This is a genomic window from Humidesulfovibrio sp. (genome assembly GCF_030689645.1).
Classification (GTDB): Bacteria; Desulfobacterota; Desulfovibrionia; order Desulfovibrionales; family Desulfovibrionaceae; genus Humidesulfovibrio.
The window spans coordinates 214,976-235,790 of the sequence record NZ_JAUYFU010000048.1 but is presented as its reverse complement, the minus strand read 5'-3'; the positions used below and the strand labels follow the sequence as shown (position 1 = coordinate 235,790).

Here is a 20,815-nt window from a genome sequence, read left to right as displayed (position 1 = left end):
GAACGGCTGTGGCTTTATCCATAAGATCCTAGAGGAGGAAGACGAATGGCTATTCTTGAGTTCAAAGGTAAAAAGTTTGAAGTTGACGAGGACGGCTTTCTGTTGAAATTTGAGGAATGGAGCCCCGAGTGGGTCGAGTTCGTCAAGGAGAGCGAGGGCATCCCCGTCATCTCCGAGAACCACCAGAAGGTTATCGACTTCCTGCAGGACTACTACAAGAAGAACGGCATCGCTCCCATGGTTCGCATCCTGTCCAAGGTGACCGGATACAAGCTGAAGGAGATCTACGAGCTGTTCCCCTCCGGCCCCGGCAAGGGCGCCTGCAAAATGGCTGGCCTGCCCAAGCCCACCGGCTGCGTGTAAGCCTCCAGTTTATGATTTGCAAAGGGGCGGAAGCTGATGCTTCCGCCCCTTTTTTTGCGTCTGCCGTCAGGCAACGGCAGACGCTTCCGTTCAATGAAGCTTATTTCTCTGGTTCGGCCATGCGAATGGCGCAGAATTTTCCGCACATGCCACACTCTTTGCCATGTTCCGTGCCCTGCGAACGCTGGCGCACCAAGCAGGGGTCCAGGGCCGCATCGGCCATACCCGCCCAGTCCAGGCGCAGCCGCGCCTCGCACATGGCTTCCTCGCGGGCCACAGCCCAGGGACGGCCAAGGGCCGTTTCGCCGGCCTGGGCGGCGATGCGGGAGGCGAGCACACCCTCGTGCACGTCCTTGGCGTCTGGGAGGCAGAGGTGTTCAGCCGGGGTGAGGTAGCACAAGAAGTCTGCGCCAAACTGGGCGGCCATGGCGCCGCCGATGGCCCCGGCGATGTGGTCTCGACCGGCCGCCGTGTCAGTCACAAGCGGCCCAAGGACGTAGAGGGGCGCGCCGAAGGTGGCCCTTTTTATACCCTGGATCTGGGCCTGAACCAAATGCAGGGGGACGTGGCCAGGTCCTTCGATCATCACCTGAACGCCAGCGGCCCAGGCGCGTTTGGCAAGTATCCCCAAAGTCAGCACCTCTTCCCATTGGGCCGGGTCGCCCGCGTCGATGCCTGCACCGGGCCGCAGGCCGTCGCCTAGGCTGATGACGACGTTGTGCCGACGGCAAATCTCCAACAGCTCGTCATAGTGGGTGAGCAGCGGGTTTTCCTCGCCCGTGCGGCGCATCCAGCGCGCCAAAATGGCGCCGCCGCGAGACACGATACCGAGCTTGCGAGAACCGCTTTGGGCCAATTCGGCCCCGCGTTTAGTCAGGCCGCAGTGGAGCGTCATGAAATCCACGCCTTGCTCGGCCTGTTTGGCCACCTCTGCCAGAAGCTCGGCGGGTTCGAACCCGGCAGGATCGCGCCCGGACTCTGTGCATTGTTGGGCAACGGCGTAGAGGGGCACTGTGCCCAAAGGAAGATAGGTGGCGGCAAGCATGCGTTCACGAATGCCGTCCAAGTCGCCTGCGGTGGAAAGGTCCATAACCGCATCGGCTCCGGCGGTTTCGGCCACCTGGAGTTTGTCTGTCTCGGTGCCCATGTCGCTCGTAATGGGCGAGGTGCCGATGTTGGCGTTGACCTTGACCCGTGCGGGCTGGCCTATGAGTGTGGGCCTGACCTTGGCGTGCTTGGGGTTGCCAAGAAGCGCTAGGCTCCCCTGGTCAATGCGGGATCTGATGTCCGCTTCGCTCATATGCTCGAAGGCCATGAGCTCGGGAAGGCTCTTGGCCAGGATCTGCGCAAGGGCCGGGTTGGCGTTGATGATGGACATGACGCACTCCTTGTTTCGCCCTGGGGCCAGGGCGGTTCAAACTGGGACATGCGTGAGGAGGGGGGCCGATCATCCAGCCTGTTCCAATTCCTCCAACGGCATGACCCGTCTTGAGTTCCACGGTCGGTCTCGATGCTAGAGACCCTCTCAGCCCGGTTTTCCAGACTCCCGTATGGCTTTATGCTGGCAATGAACGAGGTTCCTTGCTAGCTTCACGTGGTGTGGAAGTCAACAGGCGCAAGGCATGGCTGGATTTTGCCCCAGCGCGGAAAACTTGCTTCCGGGCTCTTGCAATCGTGGACCATCGGGCGTATATGGCCCTTCTTCAAGTGAACAATGAGCACGGAGATTACCATGAAGAAAGATATTCATCCCAATGTGAATGACGCCATGGTGCGCTGCAACTGCGGATACGAAACCGCCATGCTGACCACCATGGGAAAAGAAGTGACTGTGGAAATTTGTTCCAACTGTCACCCCTTCTACACGGGCAAGCAGCGCTTCATCGACACCGCCGGCCGCATCGATCGCTTCCGCAAGAAGTACGCTGCCGTCGCCGACGCCAAGAAGTAGCGCACCCGCGCGCACACTGGAATGCCTCTGTTGGGTACCCAATGGAGGCATTCTTGTTTCCTTTTGTCCGCCCTCCTGCCTCGCGCTATCATTGCGCGCCTTTACTTCGGAGGTTCCGGACTTATCTGGAAGGGGCCTGCCGGATGGTCCGGCTGGCCGTATGTTGGCTCTAGCCCCTTGACCATCCAGAGGTTGCCCCCTTGAGACGCGCCCTATTTCCATTTCTCACCGCCGCTCCGACTGTCGGCGGCCAGGCTGTCATTGAAGGCGTGATGATGCGCGCCAAAAACCGCTTGGCCATCGCCGTGCGCAAGCCCGACGGCGAGATCCTGGTGGAGTTGCGCCCGTGGTTTTCGCTCACCGATGCCGCCATCCTGCGCAAACCGTTTTTGCGCGGTTTTCCTGTGCTTTTGGAGACCCTGGTCAATGGCATCAAGGCGCTGAATTTTTCGGCCATGCAGAGCGGCGAGGGCGAGGACGGCGAAAGCGAGCTCTCGCCCTGGCATCTGGTGGTGACCATGGTCGTCGCCCTGGGCGTCGCCCTGGGGCTCTTCGTGGTGCTTCCGCACTTCCTGTCCGCCCTTATGCAGTGGTTCGGCCTCTCGGGCGATGTCGAGTCTCTGAGCTTCAACGCCTGGGACGGCATGTACAAGATGGTGGTCTTTGTGGGGTATATCGGCATCATTTCTTTGGTGCCGGACATCCGCCGCGTGTTCCAATACCACGGGGCGGAGCACAAGGTCATATGGAGCTTTGAGAACGGCGACGAACTGACCATCGCCAACGCTCGCGCCATGAGCCGGCTGCATCCGCGTTGCGGCACCTCTTTTCTTCTCTTCGTCCTGGCTGTGAGCATCCTGCTGCACACTGCATTGGTCCCGTTGCTGCTCAAGTTCTACAAGCCGGATGTCGCCATTTTCAAACATTTATACATTGTTGGGGCAAAGCTGTTGTTCATGGTTCCCGTGAGCTGCCTAGCCTATGAGATCATCCGCTTTGCTGGGAAGTTTAATTCTAACGTGCTTTGCCGTATGCTTTGTTGGCCTGGGCTGGTGCTCCAGATGTTGACCACCAAGGAACCGGACGATAGCCAAATCGAGGTTGCCATGGCAGCTTTAAAGTGTGCCGTGAACGAGGAGGGCTGTTCCTGATGTTTGCCAAGCTCGAGGAAATCGAACACAGCTTCGAGGATCTTGAAAAGGAACTCGGAGCACCTGAGGTGTTGGCCGACCAGGAGCGTTACCGCAAGGTCGCTAAAAGCCATGCTGATCTGGGCGTCATCGTTCGCGCTTTTCGCGAATTCAAACGCCTTTCCCAGGAATTGGCCGACAACCGAGAGTTGTTGAAGGACGCTGACCCTGAGATGCGGGAGATGGCTGAAGCCGAGTCTGAAGGGCTTAAGGTCAGCCTTGAGAAGCTGGATACCGACCTGAAGCTCATGCTTCTGCCTAAAGACCCCTTGGACGACAAGGACAGCATTCTGGAGATTCGCGCTGGCACTGGCGGCGATGAGGCTGCCCTTTTTTGCGCCGATCTTTTTCGCATGTATTCTCGCTTTGCAGAACGTGCTGGGTGGCGTGTGGAGGTTCTTGACGCGAGCCCGACGGACACTGGCGGATATAAGGAAGTCATCGCTTCCATTTCCGGCGACCGCGTGTTCAGCAAGCTCAAGTGGGAGGCTGGCGTCCACCGAGTGCAGCGCGTTCCCGCCACAGAGGCCCAAGGCCGCATCCACACCTCCGCCGTCACCGTGGCCATAATGCCCGAGGCCGAAGAAGTGGACGTGAACCTTCGAGGTGAGGACCTGCGCATCGATGTGTTCCGCGCTAGCGGCGCTGGCGGCCAGCACGTCAACCGCACAGAGTCCGCCGTGCGCATCACTCACATTCCTTCCGGGCTTGTGGTGCAATGCCAGGACGAAAAATCACAGCACAAGAACAAGGCTTCGGCCATGAAGGTTTTGCGCTCACGCCTGCTGGCCCAGGAGCAGGAAAAGGCCAAGGCCGTGGAGACGGACATCCGCCGCGCGCAGGTTGGATCGGGCGATCGCTCCGAACGCATCCGCACCTATAATTTTCCTCAAAGCCGCGTGACGGACCATCGCATCAACCTCACCCTGTACAAGCTGGATGCAGTGATGGAAGGGGATGTGGGCGATTTCATCCAGGCCCTCACCAGCCATTACCAGACCGAATCCCTGAAGTTGCAGGCTTCCGGATCCTGAACTCGTGAGCGAACGGCGCCGCCCTTCATCTCTGCGTGAACTTCTGGCCAAGCACGACACCCGGCCCGGAACCATCAACGACGCTGTGCTGTGTGCGGAGAAGCAACTCATTGCGGCTAAGGTGGATTCCCCACGCTTGTCGGCAGAGCTTCTTGCCGCCAAGGCCTTTGGTTTGTCGCGCCTGGGGCTCATCATGCGCGCCAAGGATAAGCCTGATGACGCGAACCTGACTGCCTTTCGGGAGTTGGTGTCCCGGCGCGAAAAGGGCGAACCTGCAGCCTACATATTGGGAGAGAAGGAGTTTTTCGGCCTGACTTTCCGCGTCACGCCGGATGTGCTCATTCCTCGTCCTGAAACGGAACTCATAGTTGAAGAGGTTCAGCGCCTGTTCCCGGCAAACGCCTCCTTCGCTTTTGCAGATTTTGGCACTGGATCCGGCGCATTGGCAGTTGCACTGGCTCATGAGTTTCCCGCAGCGCGTGGCCTGGCTGTTGACGTCTGTGGTCACGCCCTTGAAGTGGCCCGGCAGAACGCCCGCGCCAACGGCGTTGAGGAACGGCTCGCTTTCCAGTGCGCTGACTTCACACGTCTGGATTTCCCTGTAGCTTCCCTTGACCTTCTCGTTTCCAATCCCCCATATGTGACGGAATCCGAATATGCGGAATTGTCGCCAGAGGTCCGTTTTTTTGAGCCTCGCTTAGCGTTGGTCAGTCCTGAACAGGGGCTTTGGCACCTTGAGGCTCTGCTTCCGGTCGCAAGGCTGGCCTTACGTCCCGGAGGCGTGCTTCTCTGTGAGATCGGCAGCGGCCAGGGGGCGGCTGCCCAAGAATTGACCCGCCAATCGGCCTATGAATTTGCCCATGTGTCTATCCTTAAAGACTACGCGGGGCTGGATCGCATTCTCAAGGTCGTTTTACCCTCGCAAAAATGCGGCGAATGCGCGTGACCGTGTGGCAACCTTGCCACCTTGTTGCAGAAAAGACACAAGTTGATGTTTTTGTTTGGACAAATAAATTCCTTTGATGTCGTTGGTTTAGGTTGTGGTTCGTGCTTGGCATCCCCTGTGCATATGGTCGGTCGTTGGAGGGAACATGCATCAGACCACCATTAAAAACACAGTGCGTTGCGCGGGCATCGGCCTCCATGGCGGCAAGCAGGTTGAGTTGGTGCTGCGTCCCGCTCCAGAAGACACGGGCATCCTCTTCGCCCTGCGCAGCGGGTCTGGCACTTCCTTTCTGAGCCCCAAGCCCCGCATGGTCGTTGATACCGGTCTGGCCACCAGTCTTGGCAATGGTCATGACCACATCGCCACCGTTGAGCACTTGCTGGCCGCCGTGCGCGGACTCGGCATCGACAACATCCGAATCGAAGTTCAGGGCCGTGAGCTGCCCATAATGGACGGCAGCGCAGCCTCTTTCGTGTATCTGCTGAATCAGGCCGGTGTCCGTCGCCAGACCAAGGCGCGCAAGGTTCTGGCCATCACCAAACCCATCAGCTTCGAGCGCGACGGAAAATTTATCAAGGCCACCCCGCATGACGGTTTCAAGGTCGACTACACCATACAGTTTGCCCACCCGCTTATTGGTCGCCAGAGCTTGAGTCTTGAAGTCACCCCGGACGTTTTCGCCACAGACATCGCCAAGGCGCGCACCTTTGGGTTTCTGCGCGAAGTGGAGTACCTGCACGCCAATGGCTTGGCCCTTGGCGGCAACCTCGACAACGCTGTAGTGCTTGACGAATTCGGCGTCCTGAACACTGACGGCCTGCGCTACTCCGACGAGTTCGTGCGTCACAAGATGCTTGATTTTGTGGGCGACATGGCTGTCATGGGCCTGCCTCTTCAGGGTCACTTCGAGGTGTACGCCTCGGGGCATGCGCTTAATAATTCCTTCCTGCGCTACATTGAGGATAATACCACCGAGTACCTTGAAGAGCGCACCCTGGCTCTGCCTGAGGTGGCTCCAGCCGACGCGCCGGGAAAGGCTCCCGTTGCCGAGCCGGCTCGTGGCGGTTTGCGCGGTCAGCCAGCCATGGCTTAGTTTTTCGGATGAGCGAAAAGTGTAACGCCCTTCGGGGCGTTTTTTTGTTTCCGGCCTAACTAAACTCGTGTGTTGAGACCGCCAGAGGTCCAGCCTGGCACTGAGCCGAAGAGTTCGCCAAGCACTCCGCCTTGTGGGTTGTTGCGTCGCCGGGTTGGCCCTAGCATCTCAGGTTCGACGGAAAACTCATGCCGAATCAGGGCGGCCAGCTCAACCTGGAGCGGACCGCAAGCCTGCGGCAAGTCGGCTGCGAGAAACAGTCGGGCTGTGCCGGGGGCCGCAATAAGCCGGGACTCGAAGGAGCCGGCAGCGGGGTCGACTGCGCTAAGGCAAACCTCCGTGCCGCCTTGGCTGCGCATGGACCGAAGCATTTCCTGCCTTCGGCCCATGGGAAGGAGCCAGGGCTGGTAATCGGCAACAGTGTTCTGATCTGCAGCAAGGCTTGCGTTGATCTGAGCGAGGAGATCCTGAACTTTTGCGAGACGCATGGCGCTTTCCGGGTTGTCGGCTAGAGCCAGTTGGAAGCTTTCGTGTCGCAAGCCTGGGTGTGGTGGGATGGAGCAGAGCGTTGCCAGAAGCGTGCTGTCCTGGACCTCGAATACTTCGCGCGCGGCGCGGAAGCGTTGCACCAGCCCAGGCACGTCGCCTGCGGACATTCCGCCGGAAAGCGCCTGAAGCATTATCTCCGGGGTCAGGGCACGCACGATGAAGATGAGATGGTCACCGGGTTCAGCCTGGACCTCAAGACGCGCCAGCAGTTCACCGCCGCCCACTTGAACCCAATACAAACCGTTGTGCTCACGCCGGAGTATGCGGCCATTGATGCGTTGACCGATGCTGTGCTTGGCTCGAAATGCTGCGGCGCGGTCGCGGCTGTCGCTAGGTTTACCGAAGCCTGATCCGTAGCCGTTGATACGCATGGGGATTGTCGCGCTGGGCTAGTCGCCGGACTGATCGATGATGAATTCCACCTCGTCCGCGCCGATGCCCGTAGCCTTGGCCAGTTCCTTGACGGTTTTGCCTTGCCTGTGCCCGGTGATGATTATCTGGCGCAGGAATTGCGGAGAGCGGGCGTATTCGTCGGCCTGCTTGAGCAGCTTGTTCAAGATGAACACCCGTTCCGTGAGCTGGGTGTCAAGGCGTGAGAGTTCGTCCTGTCTGCGTTCGAAGCTGTCTACCAACTCTTGTTCTAGCTGAGCGTTGGCACGAAGCTTGACGAGAAATTCCTCCTGCTTGGTCTGCATGCGGGCAATGAGCGCCTCGCTTTTGCGCAGGCGCAGGTAGAAGGCGATGACCACGAAGAGGAGCACCAGTTCTGTGACTGTAAGGGACAGAAGCAGGAGCGCGGAAATCTGCATGTCGGCACCTATGCGGTTGTGCTTGTTGGGAGGGGGGCGTTGCCAGTGAGATGCCCGGTTTTGCGGGGAATTGCAATCAAGCGTAGCGGGCGTGTGGGATGACAAAAAAACGCGGGCGACGCCGGATGTTGCCGGACGCCGCCCAGCGCGGAGGTGTTCTGTAAACGACGGCCTATTGGCCTGTGCCGAAGGATCTGGCGAAGAGAGCCGCGATGGCTGCTCGGCCATTGTCTTCGATGAACCGGGTGCCAGTGCCTGTGAAATGAGCTTTGCTGATGACAGGCTCGGCGACTGGTTTCCAGGCGTTGTCCTCCCATGAGAACCAGCTGTTTTTCACCTGATCGAAAACAAACAGGGGTTTGTTGCAGATTTTAGCGAATTCTGCTCCCCAGCCTGTGCCGCCGTTGACCGTGCCGTTGTCCAGAATGGCTCCCACCACAAAAACTTCGAGCCCGCCGTCAACCTGGTGCATTATGGTGCGCAGCACCATGCGGATAAGCGGCCCGTTGCTGAAGTTGCGGTCCAGCAGTTTGGAGACGTAAGTCAGACTGACGTCCTTTCGCATGAGCTCTTCCTGGGTCAGCATGCGCAAGCCTCTGGAGCGCTCGATCTTGTGCCCTTCGAAGGAGTAGTTGACCTCCTGCACTCCGAAGCGCTCGGCTTGGCTGCCGAACTCTGCTTCTGCGCCCTGGGCGCCACCGCTGAACAGGGTAAACTCGCTGGCTACGGGCATAAAGGCTCCTTGTCGTGATTGAGTTGGCGAGTGGGATACCGCATTGTCAGAACATTATGCATATTTCTGTGTGAAGAGGCAATGCGGGAAAGGTCGAGAATTAACCTCGCGTTTCGAATCTGTGTAGGATAATGTGTTAAAACTGGTGAGTTTCATCCAACCGCCTGCAGGAGGCACCGGACATGTCCACCTGGTTGTTCGCAATTATCGTGTTGCTAATCGGTGTCTGCTTTGCCTTTTTCTTTGACCGCATGAAGGTGAGGCCTGGCAGTGGGCCTACGGAGTTGAAGACCAGAAGCGAACGCGCCAAGTGGATTTATTACTGGTACACAGGGCGCTTTCCAGAAAAGGAGGAGCAGGAGGCGGATGACGAGCAGGCTCAACACGAGGAGGAGGAGGGGCGCAAAAAGGGTGTGCAGTTCAACAGCGATGAGCATCGCGGGAAGTGAAAGATAGTCAAATCTTGACGTTGATGATGTTGCCTGACCATGGAGAGGCGTTGGAGGACTGTGGGCCGGGACTGGCTGGTTGGTCCTGGTCAGGTGTGCTCTTGGGGCGACTTGGTCGTGGGGCGTGTTGCGAGGCGTTCTTGTTGCCGCCAGAGTCGCGCCCCATGGCATCCAGTCCCTCGTTCTTGTCAACTTCTTGGACGGTTTGCTCTTCCTTGCGTTGCTTTTCGGCAACAATCTGGCCAAAAAGATACTTTTGCGCTTCGTGCGGCATGTGCTGAGGCCCCAGCAGCTGCTGCACGTTCGGCAGTTGTGAGATCAGAATGGGCATGTCCAGCGGGCTGGAAGACATTTACTTCACCACATACTCCTCGAACATCAGTGTGTCGAATTTGCCATCGGCGACGTACTGGTTGATGACCAGAAGTAATTCCGCCTTCAGTTTGTCTGTATTCTGCTCATCGACCAAAAAATGGACGTCTTTATTCTTCAAGTAATAGAAAATGGCGTTTCGAGCTGGCAGGAGCTTCATCTCGAAGTCCTTGGCCACTGCTGGGTCTTTGGTGCCAAGTTGCATGCGCACGATGAGGAAGCGAACTTCTTCCGGGCCAGCCTTTTGTTCAACCCAAAAAGGCTCCATGCGAAAATGAATTTCCGGCTTCTCCGGCTCGGCCACCGTAGCGTTTTCTTGGGCAGGGGCAGCCTGTTCGGTCTTTGCAGGTTCCGGTGCTGCCTTGCTCTTGAAGAACAGGAACTTGACGGCTAGCGCAGCTACGATGATCAGTACAAGGGTAGCCGCGCCAATGATAATGAGTTTCTTTTTCTCAAGGGGCGGCTTCTCTTCTTTCGCAGGCTCAAGGCTTACTGGCGCTGAGGGCTTTACCGGCTCCGGCTTTACTTCTTCTTCTTCCTCAAGGAAAGGGGCATCGTCGAGATCAAGTTCAACCTTCTGGGTGCCACGCGAAGTTTCACTGGTGTCAATCGCGATATCATTTTGGCTATCCCCGCCGGCGCGTGAACCAGCAGTCTCATCCAGTGGATCAGCAGCCATGCAGCAAGCACCCCCCCGTCAAGGGTTCAGTGCCCAGAGTGGCTAGGTGAAAATCTTGTCGATCTTCTGCCCCAGCGTCTCGGGCGTGAACGGTTTAACGATGTAGTTGGACACCTTGGCCTGCACAGCCTCAATGATATTTTCCTGCTGGGCTTCCGCAGTGACCATGAGGAAGGGCGTTGTGGCGTATTCTTCGCTGCCGCGGACTTTGCGCAGCAGTTCAATGCCTGTCATCTGCGGCATGTTCCAGTCGGAGATGATGAAGTCGATGTTGTCACGGTTCAGGGTTTCCCATGCAGTGGTTCCATCGTCTGCCTCAACCACATTGTTGAAGCCGAGCTGGCGAAGAATATTTTTAATGATTTTGCGCATGGTGGAAAAGTCGTCAACAACGAGGATGCGCAAATTTCTGTCTGCGGGCATGGTTTTATCTCCTGTCAGTCTTCGTTTTCGTAACGTCTGCGGAAACTGTCCCTCAGCTTGGCCAGCGCCTGGGAATGCAGTTGGGAGACTCGTCCCTCGGTTATGTCCATAACCTGGGCCGTTTCCTTCATGTTCAATTCTTCTCCGTAATACAACGATATGACAAGCTTCTCTCGCGGTGTCAATTCTTCTATGAGCCCAGCAATCTTGTCAACCATTTCCTGGAAGGCTGTGGATTGATAGGGTTCATTCTCTGACAACGATTCCCGGCTCCCGACAAAATTCTCTTGAAAAGCGTCCAGGCTGACGCATAGCTGGTTTTGCAGCGCCTCAAGGCCGTTCTGAACCTCCCGGGCGGAGAGACCGGTCTTGGTCGAAAGCTGCTCCTGCGTTGCCGCGGCGCCGGTTTCGTGCTCAATCTGACGCATGGCCTCGTCGAGCATTTTGACTTTTTGGCGCATGCCGCGCGAGAACCAGTCCATTCTCCGCAGCTCGTCGAGCATGGCGCCCTTGATGCGGTTCTCGGAGTAAGTGTCGAACTTGATGCCGAGTTCAGGGCGAAACTTACCCAGCGCATCAAGAAGCCCCATGCTTCCCGCGCTTATCAGTTCGCCAAGTTCAACACTCTGCGGAAGCTTGTTCTTCATCCGCAGTGCGAGAATGCGAATCTTCGGGGCGTAGTGGCGGACGATCTGCTCCTGGTCGCGCGGGGGAAACTGCGCCCAGGCCGTTTGTCCGGCCTCCAGCTCACGCCACGGACTGCTCCTGGAAGAGGAGCTTTTTCCAAAAGAACTTGATGTTTCCATCTGCTTTTGCCGTGACTTTCCAGGTGTTGATCTTCTCTGCCGCCTTATTGATGGCCACGCTGGCCGGACAATGCGGGCTCATGCTCGCAAAGGGGGTCTGGTTGATGACGGCCTTGCGCACCGCCGGATCCATAGGGATGGAGCCCACGAGGTCAAGGGAAACGCCGCTCAAGAAATGGTCGCAGGCCTTGTAGAGCTTGGTGAAAATTTCCTTGGCCGTCTTCTCGTCATTGGCCATGTTTACCAGCACGCGGAAGCGGTCCACGCCGTGGTTCAGCTTCAGCACCTTGATGAGCGCGTAGGCGTCGGTGAGGGAGGTGGGCTCTGTAGTAAGCACAACCAGCCGTTCCTGGGCCGCGATGTTGAAGTACAGCACATTGTCGTTGATGCCTGCGCCTGTGTCCACAATGAGGTGGTCGATGTCGCCCTCAAGGTAGTCCATGGCCTCCAACAGGTCGAGCTTCTGCCCCGTGGTGAGGTTCACCATGTCGCTGACGCCCGAGGCGGCAGGCAGGATGCGGAAGCCGTAAGGCGTGTCGCACAGGATGTTCTCCAGCGTCATGCCCTCGTTGAAAAGGTGGAACAGATTCAGTTTGGGCGCAATGCCCAGGATGACGTCCACGTTGGCGAGGCCGAGGTCGGCGTCCAGAATCACCACGCGTTTGCCCATCCGGGTCAGGGCGCAGGCCAGGTTCACCGATATGTTGGTCTTGCCCACCCCGCCCTTGCCGGAGGTGACGGAGAAGACCAGGGGGAGAGCCGTACGTGTCATGGTGCCTCGCCTTATGCCGCCTGCTCGGCTTGGTGGCCGGGCAGCGTGTGCTTGAAGATCAGTCGCCACAACATGTCGCTTTGGGCCGGGGCGATGCTGTTTTTGAGGCCCGGGCCAAAGGACAGGGCGGAAACAGGCAGTTCCGTAAGCCGCGCCATATTCAGCAGCGCTCCGAAACTACAGGCTTCGTCCAGTTTCGTCCAGATGAGACTTTGCAGTAGCGTGCAGGCATAGCGCTTTGCTATCTGCGCATACTGACTTGCGGAGAAATATGGCGCCAGCACTAGATGTGCAGCCATCTCCCGATTGTCCGTAAGGCCCAGGTCCGTCAGGTGCTCGCTCAACGTGGCGGACCCAGAGAGTCCGGGCAGGTCGATAAAGATCAGGTCGAACTTTGAGGACTCCTTGAGCACTTCCTGCATTTCTTCGGCGCTGCCCGCCTCGCGGAAGGCCAGGCCGGAAAGGTCGGCATAATGACGCAGCACCAAGCGGCCCTTTCCCTGGCCCTGGTCGGCCGCGACAACGCAGATGCGCGCCTTGGGGCGGGCCTGCTTCTCCCGCAGGGCCAGGCGGATGAGCGACAAGGTTTTGCCCACGCCGTGCGGGCCGGCAAAGATGTGGAACTTCTGAAGCCATTTTTTTGACTCGAACCCATAGCAGGGCGCCACAGACTCAAGCACCGGAAGGATGGGCCGCTCCGGGTTGGCCTTGAGGTCCAGAAACACGCGCAGGAGCACCTGCATGTCCACTTCTTCGCGCTCCAGGTACTTGATGGCAACGCGCTGACGCGGCGACAGGTCGTCCATGTTGAGCTGAGGCTTCACCAAGGCCATGAGCTGATCCTTGATGTGCCGCCACTCGCAAGCCCAGTCGGCTGGATTCTCATCCAGCTGCTGCGGTGAGCCAGCGCCGTCGCGGGACGATGAGCCGCCCTTACCCTTGCTCCCGGCGCTTGATCTCGGATCAATGGCTGCGGTTATCTCACAGCCCTTGCCTGACCCGCTGCGCACGGTCTTGGTGTTCAGGATGATGGCGTCCTCGCCCAATTCGGCCTTCACCCTCGCAAGGGCAGCCTGGACATCCGATCCTCTGAAAGTTTTTACATGCATGGCACTAGCTCAGTTTAACAGTGGCCAATGATTGGATTCTGATATCTGCCGGTATCTCCGCCTGTGATATCACGGGCATGGTTGGCAGGAACCGAAGCAACAATTGGGCCAAGTGCGGGCGAACCTGTGGAGTGGTAAGCAGGACAGGCTGGCCGTCCGTGCCCACGGCGCTTTCCTGGGCGTTGCCGATGGCCTTGATGATCTGCTGCGCCTTGGCAGGTTCAAGCGCCAAGTATCCGCCCTGATCCGTGTTGCGCAGGCTGCTCATGAGCGTGGCGTCAATGTCGCTCGAAAGGGTGACGATGGGCAGGGAATTGTCGCTCGCCAGATATCCCTTGACGATGGTGCGGCCCATGCGGGAGCGCACGTACTCGGTGAGCATTGCCGCATCCTGGACGGCCGGGCCGTAATCGGCCAGGGCCTCCACGATGGAGAGCATGTCGCGGATGGAGATGCTCTCGCGAACCAGATTCTGCAGCACCTTCTGCACTGTGCCAAGTTGAAGCACACCGGGGACCAGGTTCTCCACTGCCTTGGGAGCGCGCTTGGCCAGATTGTTCAAAAGTTCCTGCACTTCCTGGCGGCCCAGGAACTCGTGAAGGCTGCGGCGGAAGACTTCCGTCAAATGTGTGGCGACCACTGTGGACGGATCAACCACTGTGTAGCCAGCAAGCATGGCAGCCTCGCGACGTGCCTCAGGAATCCAAACAGCGGGCAAGTTGAAGGCCGGCTCCACCGTAGCAACGCCTTCGATGCGATGCTTGGCGTCGCCTGGGTCCATGGCCAGGAAGTGGTCGATGAGGATTTCCGCAGAGGCGATGGGGTTGCCCTTTACCAGCACGCGGTACTCGCCAGGCTTGAGCTGGAGGTTGTCGCGCAGGTGCAGCGAGGGGATGACCACGCCCATATCCAAGGCAAACTGACGACGGATGCTCCTTATGCGTGACAGCAGGTTCCCGTTCTGTTCCTCGTCCACCAGCGGGATGAGGCCGTAGCCGACCTCCAGTTCCAACTGGTCGAGCGGCAGCAGGGACTGCACCTCTTCGGGCGTATCGAGCTTGGGTGCGGCGCCCTTGTTCTTTTCGGCCTGCTGCTGGGCGTCGTGGGCTGGGCGGGTGCGCTCGGCCACTCCGGCGATCCAGTAAATGAGCGCGCTAAAGGTGAGGAAGGGCAGGGTGGGCAGGCCCGGCACAAGGCCAAACACGAGCAGGATGCCGGAAACGAGCTTGAGGGCTCGGTGGTGGAAGGTCAACTGTCCCAGGAACTCCTCGCCCATCTTGGCCTCTGCCGCGGCGCGGGAGACAATGATGCCGGACGCGGTGGAGATGATAAGCGAGGGGATGGTGGCGACGAGACCGTCGCCGATGGTCAGCAGCGTGTAGGTGCGCGCGGCGTCCATCCAGGGCATGCCCTTCTGGAATACGCCGATGAAGAATCCGCCGAAGATGTTGATCAAAAGCATGATCATTCCGGCCTTGACGTCTCCCTGCACGAACTTGCCCGCGCCGTCCATGGCGCCGTAGAAGTCGGCTTCCTTGCGGATCTTGTCACGACGGCGGGTGGCTTCTGGCTCGTCGATGAGCCCGGCGTTCAGGTCTGCTTCAACCGCCATCTGCTTGCCGGGCATGGAGTCCAGGGTGAAGCGTGCGGCGACTTCTGCGATGCGCGTCATACCGGCGACGATGACGGTTTTGTTGATGGTGAACAGGATGAAGAAGATGACGATGCCGATGGCGTAGTTGCCGCCGACGACGAATTCTCCGAAGCTTTGGATGACGCCGCCAGCGGCTCCTGTCCCCTCATGGCCGTGCAGCAGAATGAGGCGCGTCGAGGCGACATTCAGCGACAGCCGGAGCAATGTCGTGACCAAGAGCAGCGAAGGAAAGATCGTGAACTCCATGGGCGATTCCAAGAACATGCAGGTGACGAGCACCACGATGGAAATGCTGATGCTGAAGGTGAGCATGAGGTCGAGGAGGAGCGTGGGCATGGGCACGAGCATCATCATGAGGATGATGACGACGCCAACAGCCAGCATGATGTCGCCTTGCTTGGCGAACTTTGCGTAGTCGATGTCTATGGAGGCGAATTTGGCGCTCTGGGACATTTTGTTGACGCTCCTCTCGGTTTGAAACCGGCCAGGGCATCAACTCGCGAAGGGGAGATCAGGTCGGGCGCTTCTTGAATTTCGCCAGCTTGGCGAGAATTGCCGCCACTGCCTGATACATCTCTTCGGGGATTGTCTCGCCGATTTCCACCTGCTTATACAAAGCTTGTGCCAGAGGAGGGTTCTCGTGCAGGGGGATGTCGTTTTCTATTGCTATTTCACGTATTTTAAGCGCCATGCGGTCTACGCCCTTGGCCAGAACCATTGGTGCTGGGGCCTCGGTGACATCGTAGCGCAGGGCGATGGCGTAGTGCGTGGGGTTTGTGATGACCACGTCGGCCTTGGGAACTGTGGTGTTGAGCCTGCGCCCCATGACCTCAAACATTTTGCGTAGCTGCTTCTGCTTGATTTCCGGGTCGCCTTCCATCTGCCGGCGCTCGTCCTTGGTCTCTCCCTTGGTCATCATCAGGTTGTCTTCGTAGCGGTAGCGTGTCCACCACAAGTCAGCCAGCGCGATGAGGATCATGGGCACCAGGGCATAGCAGATCATCTTGTACGAGACGAGCAGCATGTATGTGGTGATGCCCATTATGTTCTGGTGGAACAGTGGGATGAGGTTTGGAAGCTCCTGCTTGATTACAATATACGGGGCGATGCCGACAGCCAGGGCTTGGGCGACATCGCGCCCCAGGCGCACCAGAGTTTCTGGGCTGGCCATCATCTGCTTCAGTGAGCTGAATATGTTGAGATTGATTCTGTCCCACTGGAATTTGAGGGACCAGAGTTTGCCGACCTGCAGCCGCATTGTGATGTACGCCGCGGCTGCGATGATAAGCATCACCGGGAGAACCATGTAAGCAATCTTGAGCGAGGACCACAGGAGCATGCTATGCACGGTTCGTTGATTAAGGGGTTGGCGCAGACCTTCAGTGAAGAACCAGTGGAAGACTTCGTTTATGTTGTTGAAAAAGAACTCGCCCATGTAGCGCATGGCCACGACCCCAGCAAGGAGCACCACCACCTTGCTGAGTTCGGCGGATTTGGCGACGCTGCCTTCATCGCGGGCTTTCTTGATCCGCTTTGGCGTCGCCTTTTCTGTTCTACTAGGATCTTCTCTCGACATTTCCTGTGGTTCCTCTGTGTGCCGCTAGGTGTGCGGTGCGCCAAGCTTCATCAGGTGAATCAGCACCCCGTCCATGGCCACGATGAAGTTGGTGACATATTCACTCATTATCTCCATGACATAAGAGAGGAAGAGGAAGCCGACGGCGATTTTGAGGGGGAAGCCCATTACCAGGATGTTCATTTGCGGGGCCATGCGAGAAATGAGCGCCAGGGCCAGGTCCACAAGGAATAGCGCCATGATGACTGGCGCGGCGATGCGCACGCCCAGCACGAACATCTGTTTGGAGAAGAGCATGACTTCGTTCATGAGTTCCGGGGAAAGGAAAAGGCCCCCCGGCGGCACTATGTCGAAACTGGAGCCAAGGGCCTTGATAAGGTGCAGGTGCCCATTGAGGGACAGGAAGGTGAGCATGGTGCACATGTAAATGAAGTGCGTTGTCATGGGCTCCTGCTGACCCGTGAGGGGGTCGATGGAGTTGACCATGGAGAATCCCATTTGGAAGTTGATGATGGCGCCGCCAATCTGCACAGCGGCGACGAGCATGCGCACGATGCAGCCCAGAGTCATGCCGAGCACAATTTCGCCCGCGAACATAATGGCGATGTTGAAGGGGTGGGCCGGAAAGGCCGTGCCGGGAAACGAGAGGTTGGGCCATACGGCCAGGGAGAGCACCAGCAGCAGGGAGGCTTTCATCACGTTGGGCAGGGTGTCCCCGAAAAAAGGCATGATGAAGAGCACCACGCTGATTCGGAACAGCGTGAGGTAAAAGCTCAAAACCATGCTCGGGTCGAAATTGAAGATGTCCATTGCCCGCCATCACACGTTTGTATGGCTGCGCATAAATGGCCGCGCACATTGCGCGTACCTGTGATTGGGCGCAGCTCTTTGTACCTAGCCCACCTTGCGCAGTGCGTAAAGTGGCAAGGTTCTGCGGGGTGTTGCGCCGCGTTGGCGGGCGGATGGAGGCGCTAGTTCAGAATGTAGCGCATGGGGTTCACGGGAACGCCGCCGATGCGCACCTCGTAGTGCAGGTGCGGGCCGGTGCTGCGGCCGGAGTCACCGATGAAGGCGATGACTTCGCCGCGTTGGACTACCTGGCCCTGCTTGGTGTTTACGCGCTGGAGGTGGGCGTAGCGCGTAACCAGTCCGGTGCCATGGGTGATGTTCAGCACCAGCCCATAGGAGGGGTCGCGCTCGATGAAGGAAACGACGCCGCGTGAGGGGGCGTAGATGGGCGTTCCGGCTGGTGCGGAAATGTCGAGCCCCTTGTGAAATTCCTTCTTGGCCGTGAAGGGCGAGCTGCGCCAACCAAAGCCGGAGGTAACCCAGCCGCCGGCGGGCCACACCGATGGGGTGGACTCAAGCACGTCCTTGTTGGCGCGCAGGCGCTGGATGATTTCCTGCTGGCGGACCTCTTCCAGGCGCGCCTCCACGGAAAGCTGGCGCAAGAATTCATTCATCTTGCGGGCAAGAAGCTCTTGTCTGTAGATGGGCAGGTAGCCCTTGGTCATGTCCTGGCCGGGGCCGCCGCGGGATGCCACGCTCATGGTGTTTTCCTGCTCAAGGTTGATCATCACCCTGAGCTTGGAGTCGAAATCGCGAATGCGCGAGACGTCTTTTTGAAGGGTCACGAGCTTCTGGCTTAAGTTAAGGAGCTGTGATTTCTGTTCGTTGGCGGATTTTTCAGTGAGGCTCAGGCTGCGTTCCAGCGTGCCGCTGTTGGTCGCATTTTTGAGAAGCACCAGGTTTCCAGCCAGAAGCGCCACCAGAAGCGTCCCGAGGCCAAGCAGCATCCAACCGCGCAGTTGCAACTTTCGGGTGCTGCCGCGCTTCTCGCGGAAGATGACTATGTGGAACTTGCCGAATAACATGATAAATTATGTTTACGCCTTGATGAAATGTGGACATGACCCCAGAGTTCATTCCCCTAGCCCATGATGGAACCGGGGTCAAGTTCGTGCCCCGTCAGTCCCTTTTGGCGTCCCAGCTGGAATTTCGTCAGTGCATTAAAAATGTTCTGCCGGATGCGTTTGTCGCGGCCCATCTCCAATTGCAGCCAGTCGTGAATTTCTTTGCGCCTGGTGCTGCCGGAGGACGGACAATCGTTCTTCCAGATTGGCAGCTCCCATTGGCGTGCTGCAGCACGCATGAAGGATTTCTCCAAAAATAGCGCAGGCCGGATGATTCTGAGGCGACCCTTGAAGAAATCCTCGGATGCCGTAAGCCCGTCTACTCGTCCGTTTTGCACAACGTTCATAAAAAAGGTGACCACGAGGTCATCGGCGTTGTGGCCAAAGGCCAAGTGTGTCAGGTTGTACTCGCGGCAAAGATCAAACAGCCGTTTGCGACGCAGCATGGCGCACAGAAAGCAAGGCGAATTCTTGCGGTTCTCATCGGAGTGCGCACGCGGGCCGTGGTCGGTGAGCTCAATGTGTGCGGACAAGCCTTCGCTCTTGCACCATTCCACCAGCGGAATGTGGCTGTCCGGGCTGAACCCGGGATTGATGTGCAGCACCATGAGTTCGATGGGAAAGGGCAGAATGGCCTTGCGAATGGTCAGGGTCTTGATGAGGGCGAAGCTGTCCACCCCACCGGACACAGCGACCCCAATCCGTGCGCCTGGACCGGCCATATCCACTTTTTGCATCAGCATGCCCACGGTGCTGACGCATTTTTTTTGCGCATACGAGAGCTTGTTGAATCCTGACATGGGAATCTCCTCAGCTGTCTTTCTGAACTGCCTGAGGCCCGGGCTTAGGGCATTTGAGCTTGACATGCAAGGGAGTCACGGTTAACTAAAACTCCTTTGCGTAGTCGACATACAAGCAACTGAATACTTCGCACCGCGAAACCGCTTCGCGGTTCACGTTACACCCCCTTGGGCGCTGCCCTTAGCCATATTCGGAAGGCCAGCCTTGACCACCCCATTCACCCGCTTCGGACTGATGCTGCTTCTGGTGCTCTTTATGGCGCTAGGTGTCGCTTTTTTTCTGTACCAGCAGGAACAGCGCCTTGCCATGAGCATCTGGCCCGACTACACTATCGACGCCGTGCAGAGCATCGAAGTTGCCACGCCTAAGGAACGCTATTCTCTGCTGCGCGAACCCTCGGGATGGGTGGTGCGCTTTGACGGAGCCGAGGCTGACGCACTGCCTGTGCCCGCAGACACGGCCCGCATTGAGGCTCTGCTTGCCGCCATAGCTCACAACCGTCCGAGCCAGATGCTGGAGCAGGCCGCCAGCGCAGACACCTCGGCCCTGGGGCTGGATGCGCCGTCCGTGCAGATCCACATCAAGCCTGCCAGCGCTGATGACCGCGAGGCCAAGCTGACGCTTGGCCATGAGACCCCGACCGGCGCTGCGCTTTACGCTCACAGCTCCCTTGCGCCGGAGTCTGTGTTTCTGCTGGACGCCAGCGTGCTGCACCATTTCGACAAGCCCATGGACTTCTATTTCGACACCCGGCTGCTTGAGGTGCGGGGCGAAGATGTTCAGCGTCTCACCCTGCACGGCGCGCACGGCGTCCAGTGGGATCTTGAGCGCAAGGACGATCTGTTCACCTTTGTTGTTCCCGCATCCATGCAGGGCACCACCGTCACATCCTCTGAGGTGCGGCTGTATGTCCACAATCTCACGGCTGTAAATGCGGATGTCATTCTCACCAGGCCTGACAGGCAGGTGACTGGTCGGCCTGTGTGCAGCATTGAGATGACCATGCCCAAGGCTGCTGCGCCCCTTCGCCTGGAGCTGTTTGCACCGTTGGATGCGGACCAGGTTTATGGCCGCTCCACTCGGCACCCGGCTGGTTTCCTTATTGACCGCGAAAAGGCCAAAAGCCTTGTGCGCCAAGCCTACGACATGCAGTGGCGCGGGGTGGTTAATTTTGATTCATCCCGCGTAGAGGGTGCGCGCATGTACTCAACCATGAACAATCAGACCCTTCAGGTTGATAAGACGCCCTCCGGCTGGGAGGAGCGCGACACGGGACGCAAGGTCTCCGGTATTGACATGACGCTGTGGAGACTTAAAGAGTTAAGGTTCGAAGCCGAACCCGTTGCCCGCCTGGGCTACCCGGCAGTGCAGCGCCTTGAGTTCGACCTTCTTACGAAGGACGGCAAGGTGATGTCATCGTTTACATTCTTTACAGATCCCCGCCTTCCGGCGGACCAGTGCTGGCTCAAGGTCGGTTCGGAGGAGATGTTCTACCCCGTGACCAGCCAGCTGCTCGAAGATGTTCAAGGATATCTGCCCGCGAGGCAGCCCAAAGCCCCGCAGTAGCGCGGCAGTTCTGTTCAACACCTGTTC

The 20,815-nt window shown here is 58.3% G+C and carries 23 protein-coding genes; 8 read left to right on the top strand and 15 right to left on the bottom strand.

Annotation, left to right across the window (positions count from 1 at the left end):
* The first annotated feature begins 45 nt into the window (after positions 1 to 45).
* Positions 46 to 363: a TusE/DsrC/DsvC family sulfur relay protein gene (locus tag Q8O35_RS07985; protein WP_305572113.1), complete on the top strand. Its 318-nt coding sequence runs from the start codon at positions 46 to 48 to the stop codon at positions 361 to 363.
* Positions 364 to 463: 100 nt separating this feature from the next.
* Here the strand turns inward: Q8O35_RS07985 and thiC are convergent, their stop codons facing one another.
* Complete coding sequence (gene thiC, locus Q8O35_RS07980) at positions 464 to 1,741, bottom strand: phosphomethylpyrimidine synthase ThiC (protein WP_305572112.1); 1,278 nt, start codon at positions 1,739 to 1,741, stop codon at positions 464 to 466.
* Positions 1,742 to 2,095: 354 nt separating this feature from the next.
* Between thiC and rpmE the strand changes: the two genes are divergently transcribed.
* The 5 genes from rpmE to lpxC all read left to right on the top strand — a co-directional run bounded on the left by rpmE (position 2,096) and on the right by lpxC (position 6,577).
* Entirely contained in the window at positions 2,096 to 2,314 is a 219-nt protein-coding gene (gene rpmE, locus Q8O35_RS07975) for a 50S ribosomal protein L31 (RefSeq protein ID WP_305572111.1), read from the top strand.
* 200 nt (positions 2,315 to 2,514) lie between these two features.
* On the top strand, positions 2,515 to 3,465 hold the full coding sequence (locus tag Q8O35_RS07970) for a DUF1385 domain-containing protein (protein ID WP_305572110.1): 951 nt from the start codon (positions 2,515 to 2,517) through the stop codon (positions 3,463 to 3,465).
* Positions 3,465 to 4,538: a peptide chain release factor 1 gene (gene prfA / locus Q8O35_RS07965; RefSeq protein WP_305572109.1), complete on the top strand. Its 1,074-nt coding sequence runs from the start codon at positions 3,465 to 3,467 to the stop codon at positions 4,536 to 4,538. Before Q8O35_RS07970 ends, prfA begins: the two co-directional genes overlap by 1 nt.
* 4 nt (positions 4,539 to 4,542) lie before the next feature.
* Complete coding sequence (prmC, locus tag Q8O35_RS07960; protein ID WP_305572108.1) at positions 4,543 to 5,484, top strand: peptide chain release factor N(5)-glutamine methyltransferase; 942 nt, start codon at positions 4,543 to 4,545, stop codon at positions 5,482 to 5,484.
* A gap of 145 nt (positions 5,485 to 5,629) precedes the next feature.
* On the top strand, positions 5,630 to 6,577 hold the full coding sequence (gene lpxC, locus Q8O35_RS07955; RefSeq protein ID WP_305572107.1) for a UDP-3-O-acyl-N-acetylglucosamine deacetylase: 948 nt from the start codon (positions 5,630 to 5,632) through the stop codon (positions 6,575 to 6,577).
* Between the two features lie 59 nt (positions 6,578 to 6,636).
* On the opposite strand, the gene Q8O35_RS07950 is transcribed toward lpxC, so the two are convergent.
* The 3 genes from Q8O35_RS07950 to Q8O35_RS07940 form a co-directional block, all read right to left on the bottom strand.
* Positions 6,637 to 7,497, bottom strand: coding sequence for a hypothetical protein (locus tag Q8O35_RS07950; protein ID WP_305572106.1), 861 nt, complete (start codon positions 7,495 to 7,497; stop codon positions 6,637 to 6,639).
* Between the two features lie 18 nt (positions 7,498 to 7,515).
* On the bottom strand, positions 7,516 to 7,935 hold the full coding sequence (locus Q8O35_RS07945; protein ID WP_305572105.1) for a hypothetical protein: 420 nt from the start codon (positions 7,933 to 7,935) through the stop codon (positions 7,516 to 7,518).
* Positions 7,936 to 8,107: 172 nt separating this feature from the next.
* Positions 8,108 to 8,668, bottom strand: a complete 561-nt coding sequence (locus Q8O35_RS07940; RefSeq protein WP_305572104.1) for a hypothetical protein — start codon at positions 8,666 to 8,668, stop codon at positions 8,108 to 8,110.
* A gap of 182 nt (positions 8,669 to 8,850) precedes the next feature.
* On the opposite strand from Q8O35_RS07940, the gene Q8O35_RS07935 reads away from it, so the two are divergent.
* Positions 8,851 to 9,117 carry a hypothetical protein gene (locus tag Q8O35_RS07935; protein ID WP_305572103.1) on the top strand — a complete coding sequence of 89 codons (267 nt, stop codon included), beginning with the start codon at positions 8,851 to 8,853 and terminating at the stop codon, positions 9,115 to 9,117.
* Between the two features lie 7 nt (positions 9,118 to 9,124).
* Here the strand turns inward: Q8O35_RS07935 and Q8O35_RS07930 are convergent, their stop codons facing one another.
* From Q8O35_RS07930 to Q8O35_RS07880, 11 genes are all read right to left on the bottom strand, one after another.
* Positions 9,125 to 9,448 carry a hypothetical protein gene (locus Q8O35_RS07930; protein ID WP_305572102.1) on the bottom strand — a complete coding sequence of 108 codons (324 nt, stop codon included), beginning with the start codon at positions 9,446 to 9,448 and terminating at the stop codon, positions 9,125 to 9,127.
* A gap of 21 nt (positions 9,449 to 9,469) precedes the next feature.
* Positions 9,470 to 10,168, bottom strand: coding sequence for a flagellar basal body-associated protein FliL (gene fliL / locus Q8O35_RS07925; RefSeq protein ID WP_305572101.1), 699 nt, complete (start codon positions 10,166 to 10,168; stop codon positions 9,470 to 9,472).
* Between the two features lie 42 nt (positions 10,169 to 10,210).
* Positions 10,211 to 10,591 carry a chemotaxis response regulator CheY gene (locus Q8O35_RS07920; protein WP_305572100.1) on the bottom strand — a complete coding sequence of 127 codons (381 nt, stop codon included), beginning with the start codon at positions 10,589 to 10,591 and terminating at the stop codon, positions 10,211 to 10,213.
* A 14-nt stretch (positions 10,592 to 10,605) separates the two neighbouring features.
* Positions 10,606 to 11,397, bottom strand: a complete 792-nt coding sequence (locus Q8O35_RS07915) for a FliA/WhiG family RNA polymerase sigma factor (protein ID WP_305572099.1) — start codon at positions 11,395 to 11,397, stop codon at positions 10,606 to 10,608.
* Complete coding sequence (locus Q8O35_RS07910; RefSeq protein WP_305572098.1) at positions 11,339 to 12,169, bottom strand: MinD/ParA family protein; 831 nt, start codon at positions 12,167 to 12,169, stop codon at positions 11,339 to 11,341. Before Q8O35_RS07910 ends, Q8O35_RS07915 begins: the two co-directional genes overlap by 59 nt.
* Positions 12,170 to 12,180: 11 nt before the next feature.
* Positions 12,181 to 13,227, bottom strand: coding sequence for a flagellar biosynthesis protein FlhF (locus tag Q8O35_RS07905; RefSeq protein ID WP_305572097.1), 1,047 nt, complete (start codon positions 13,225 to 13,227; stop codon positions 12,181 to 12,183).
* A gap of 55 nt (positions 13,228 to 13,282) precedes the next feature.
* Entirely contained in the window at positions 13,283 to 15,385 is a 2,103-nt protein-coding gene (gene flhA, locus Q8O35_RS07900) for a flagellar biosynthesis protein FlhA (protein ID WP_305572096.1), read from the bottom strand.
* Between the two features lie 58 nt (positions 15,386 to 15,443).
* Positions 15,444 to 16,508: a flagellar type III secretion system protein FlhB gene (gene flhB, locus Q8O35_RS07895; protein WP_305572095.1), complete on the bottom strand. Its 1,065-nt coding sequence runs from the start codon at positions 16,506 to 16,508 to the stop codon at positions 15,444 to 15,446.
* Between the two features lie 24 nt (positions 16,509 to 16,532).
* Positions 16,533 to 17,318: a flagellar biosynthetic protein FliR gene (gene fliR / locus Q8O35_RS07890; RefSeq protein WP_305572094.1), complete on the bottom strand. Its 786-nt coding sequence runs from the start codon at positions 17,316 to 17,318 to the stop codon at positions 16,533 to 16,535.
* 161 nt (positions 17,319 to 17,479) lie between these two features.
* Complete coding sequence (locus tag Q8O35_RS07885) at positions 17,480 to 18,382, bottom strand: M23 family metallopeptidase (RefSeq protein ID WP_305572093.1); 903 nt, start codon at positions 18,380 to 18,382, stop codon at positions 17,480 to 17,482.
* Positions 18,383 to 18,438: 56 nt separating this feature from the next.
* Positions 18,439 to 19,221 carry a tRNA 2-thiocytidine biosynthesis TtcA family protein gene (locus tag Q8O35_RS07880; protein ID WP_305572092.1) on the bottom strand — a complete coding sequence of 261 codons (783 nt, stop codon included), beginning with the start codon at positions 19,219 to 19,221 and terminating at the stop codon, positions 18,439 to 18,441.
* A gap of 205 nt (positions 19,222 to 19,426) precedes the next feature.
* On the opposite strand from Q8O35_RS07880, the gene Q8O35_RS07875 reads away from it, so the two are divergent.
* Positions 19,427 to 20,788: a DUF4340 domain-containing protein gene (locus Q8O35_RS07875; protein WP_305572091.1), complete on the top strand. Its 1,362-nt coding sequence runs from the start codon at positions 19,427 to 19,429 to the stop codon at positions 20,786 to 20,788.
* The last annotated feature ends 27 nt before the right edge of the window (positions 20,789 to 20,815 follow it).

Coding starts and splice junctions, on each gene's coding strand:
- Q8O35_RS07985 (WP_305572113.1), top strand. CDS start 46: ATGGCTATTCTTGAGTTCAAAGGTAAAAAGTTTGAAGTTGACGAGGAC.
- thiC (WP_305572112.1), bottom strand. CDS start 1,741: ATGTCCATCATCAACGCCAACCCGGCCCTTGCGCAGATCCTGGCCAAG.
- rpmE (WP_305572111.1), top strand. CDS start 2,096: ATGAAGAAAGATATTCATCCCAATGTGAATGACGCCATGGTGCGCTGC.
- prfA (WP_305572109.1), top strand. CDS start 3,465: ATGTTTGCCAAGCTCGAGGAAATCGAACACAGCTTCGAGGATCTTGAA.
- lpxC (WP_305572107.1), top strand. CDS start 5,630: ATGCATCAGACCACCATTAAAAACACAGTGCGTTGCGCGGGCATCGGC.
- Q8O35_RS07950 (WP_305572106.1), bottom strand. CDS start 7,497: ATGCGTATCAACGGCTACGGATCAGGCTTCGGTAAACCTAGCGACAGC.
- Q8O35_RS07945 (WP_305572105.1), bottom strand. CDS start 7,935: ATGCAGATTTCCGCGCTCCTGCTTCTGTCCCTTACAGTCACAGAACTG.
- Q8O35_RS07940 (WP_305572104.1), bottom strand. CDS start 8,668: ATGCCCGTAGCCAGCGAGTTTACCCTGTTCAGCGGTGGCGCCCAGGGC.
- Q8O35_RS07935 (WP_305572103.1), top strand. CDS start 8,851: ATGTCCACCTGGTTGTTCGCAATTATCGTGTTGCTAATCGGTGTCTGC.
- Q8O35_RS07930 (WP_305572102.1), bottom strand. CDS start 9,448: ATGCCCATTCTGATCTCACAACTGCCGAACGTGCAGCAGCTGCTGGGG.
- fliL (WP_305572101.1), bottom strand. CDS start 10,168: ATGGCTGCTGATCCACTGGATGAGACTGCTGGTTCACGCGCCGGCGGG.
- Q8O35_RS07920 (WP_305572100.1), bottom strand. CDS start 10,591: ATGCCCGCAGACAGAAATTTGCGCATCCTCGTTGTTGACGACTTTTCC.
- Q8O35_RS07915 (WP_305572099.1), bottom strand. CDS start 11,397: ATGGAAACATCAAGTTCTTTTGGAAAAAGCTCCTCTTCCAGGAGCAGT.
- Q8O35_RS07910 (WP_305572098.1), bottom strand. CDS start 12,169: ATGACACGTACGGCTCTCCCCCTGGTCTTCTCCGTCACCTCCGGCAAG.
- flhA (WP_305572096.1), bottom strand. CDS start 15,385: ATGTCCCAGAGCGCCAAATTCGCCTCCATAGACATCGACTACGCAAAG.
- flhB (WP_305572095.1), bottom strand. CDS start 16,508: ATGTCGAGAGAAGATCCTAGTAGAACAGAAAAGGCGACGCCAAAGCGG.
- fliR (WP_305572094.1), bottom strand. CDS start 17,318: ATGGACATCTTCAATTTCGACCCGAGCATGGTTTTGAGCTTTTACCTC.
- Q8O35_RS07885 (WP_305572093.1), bottom strand. CDS start 18,382: ATGTTATTCGGCAAGTTCCACATAGTCATCTTCCGCGAGAAGCGCGGC.
- Q8O35_RS07880 (WP_305572092.1), bottom strand. CDS start 19,221: ATGTCAGGATTCAACAAGCTCTCGTATGCGCAAAAAAAATGCGTCAGC.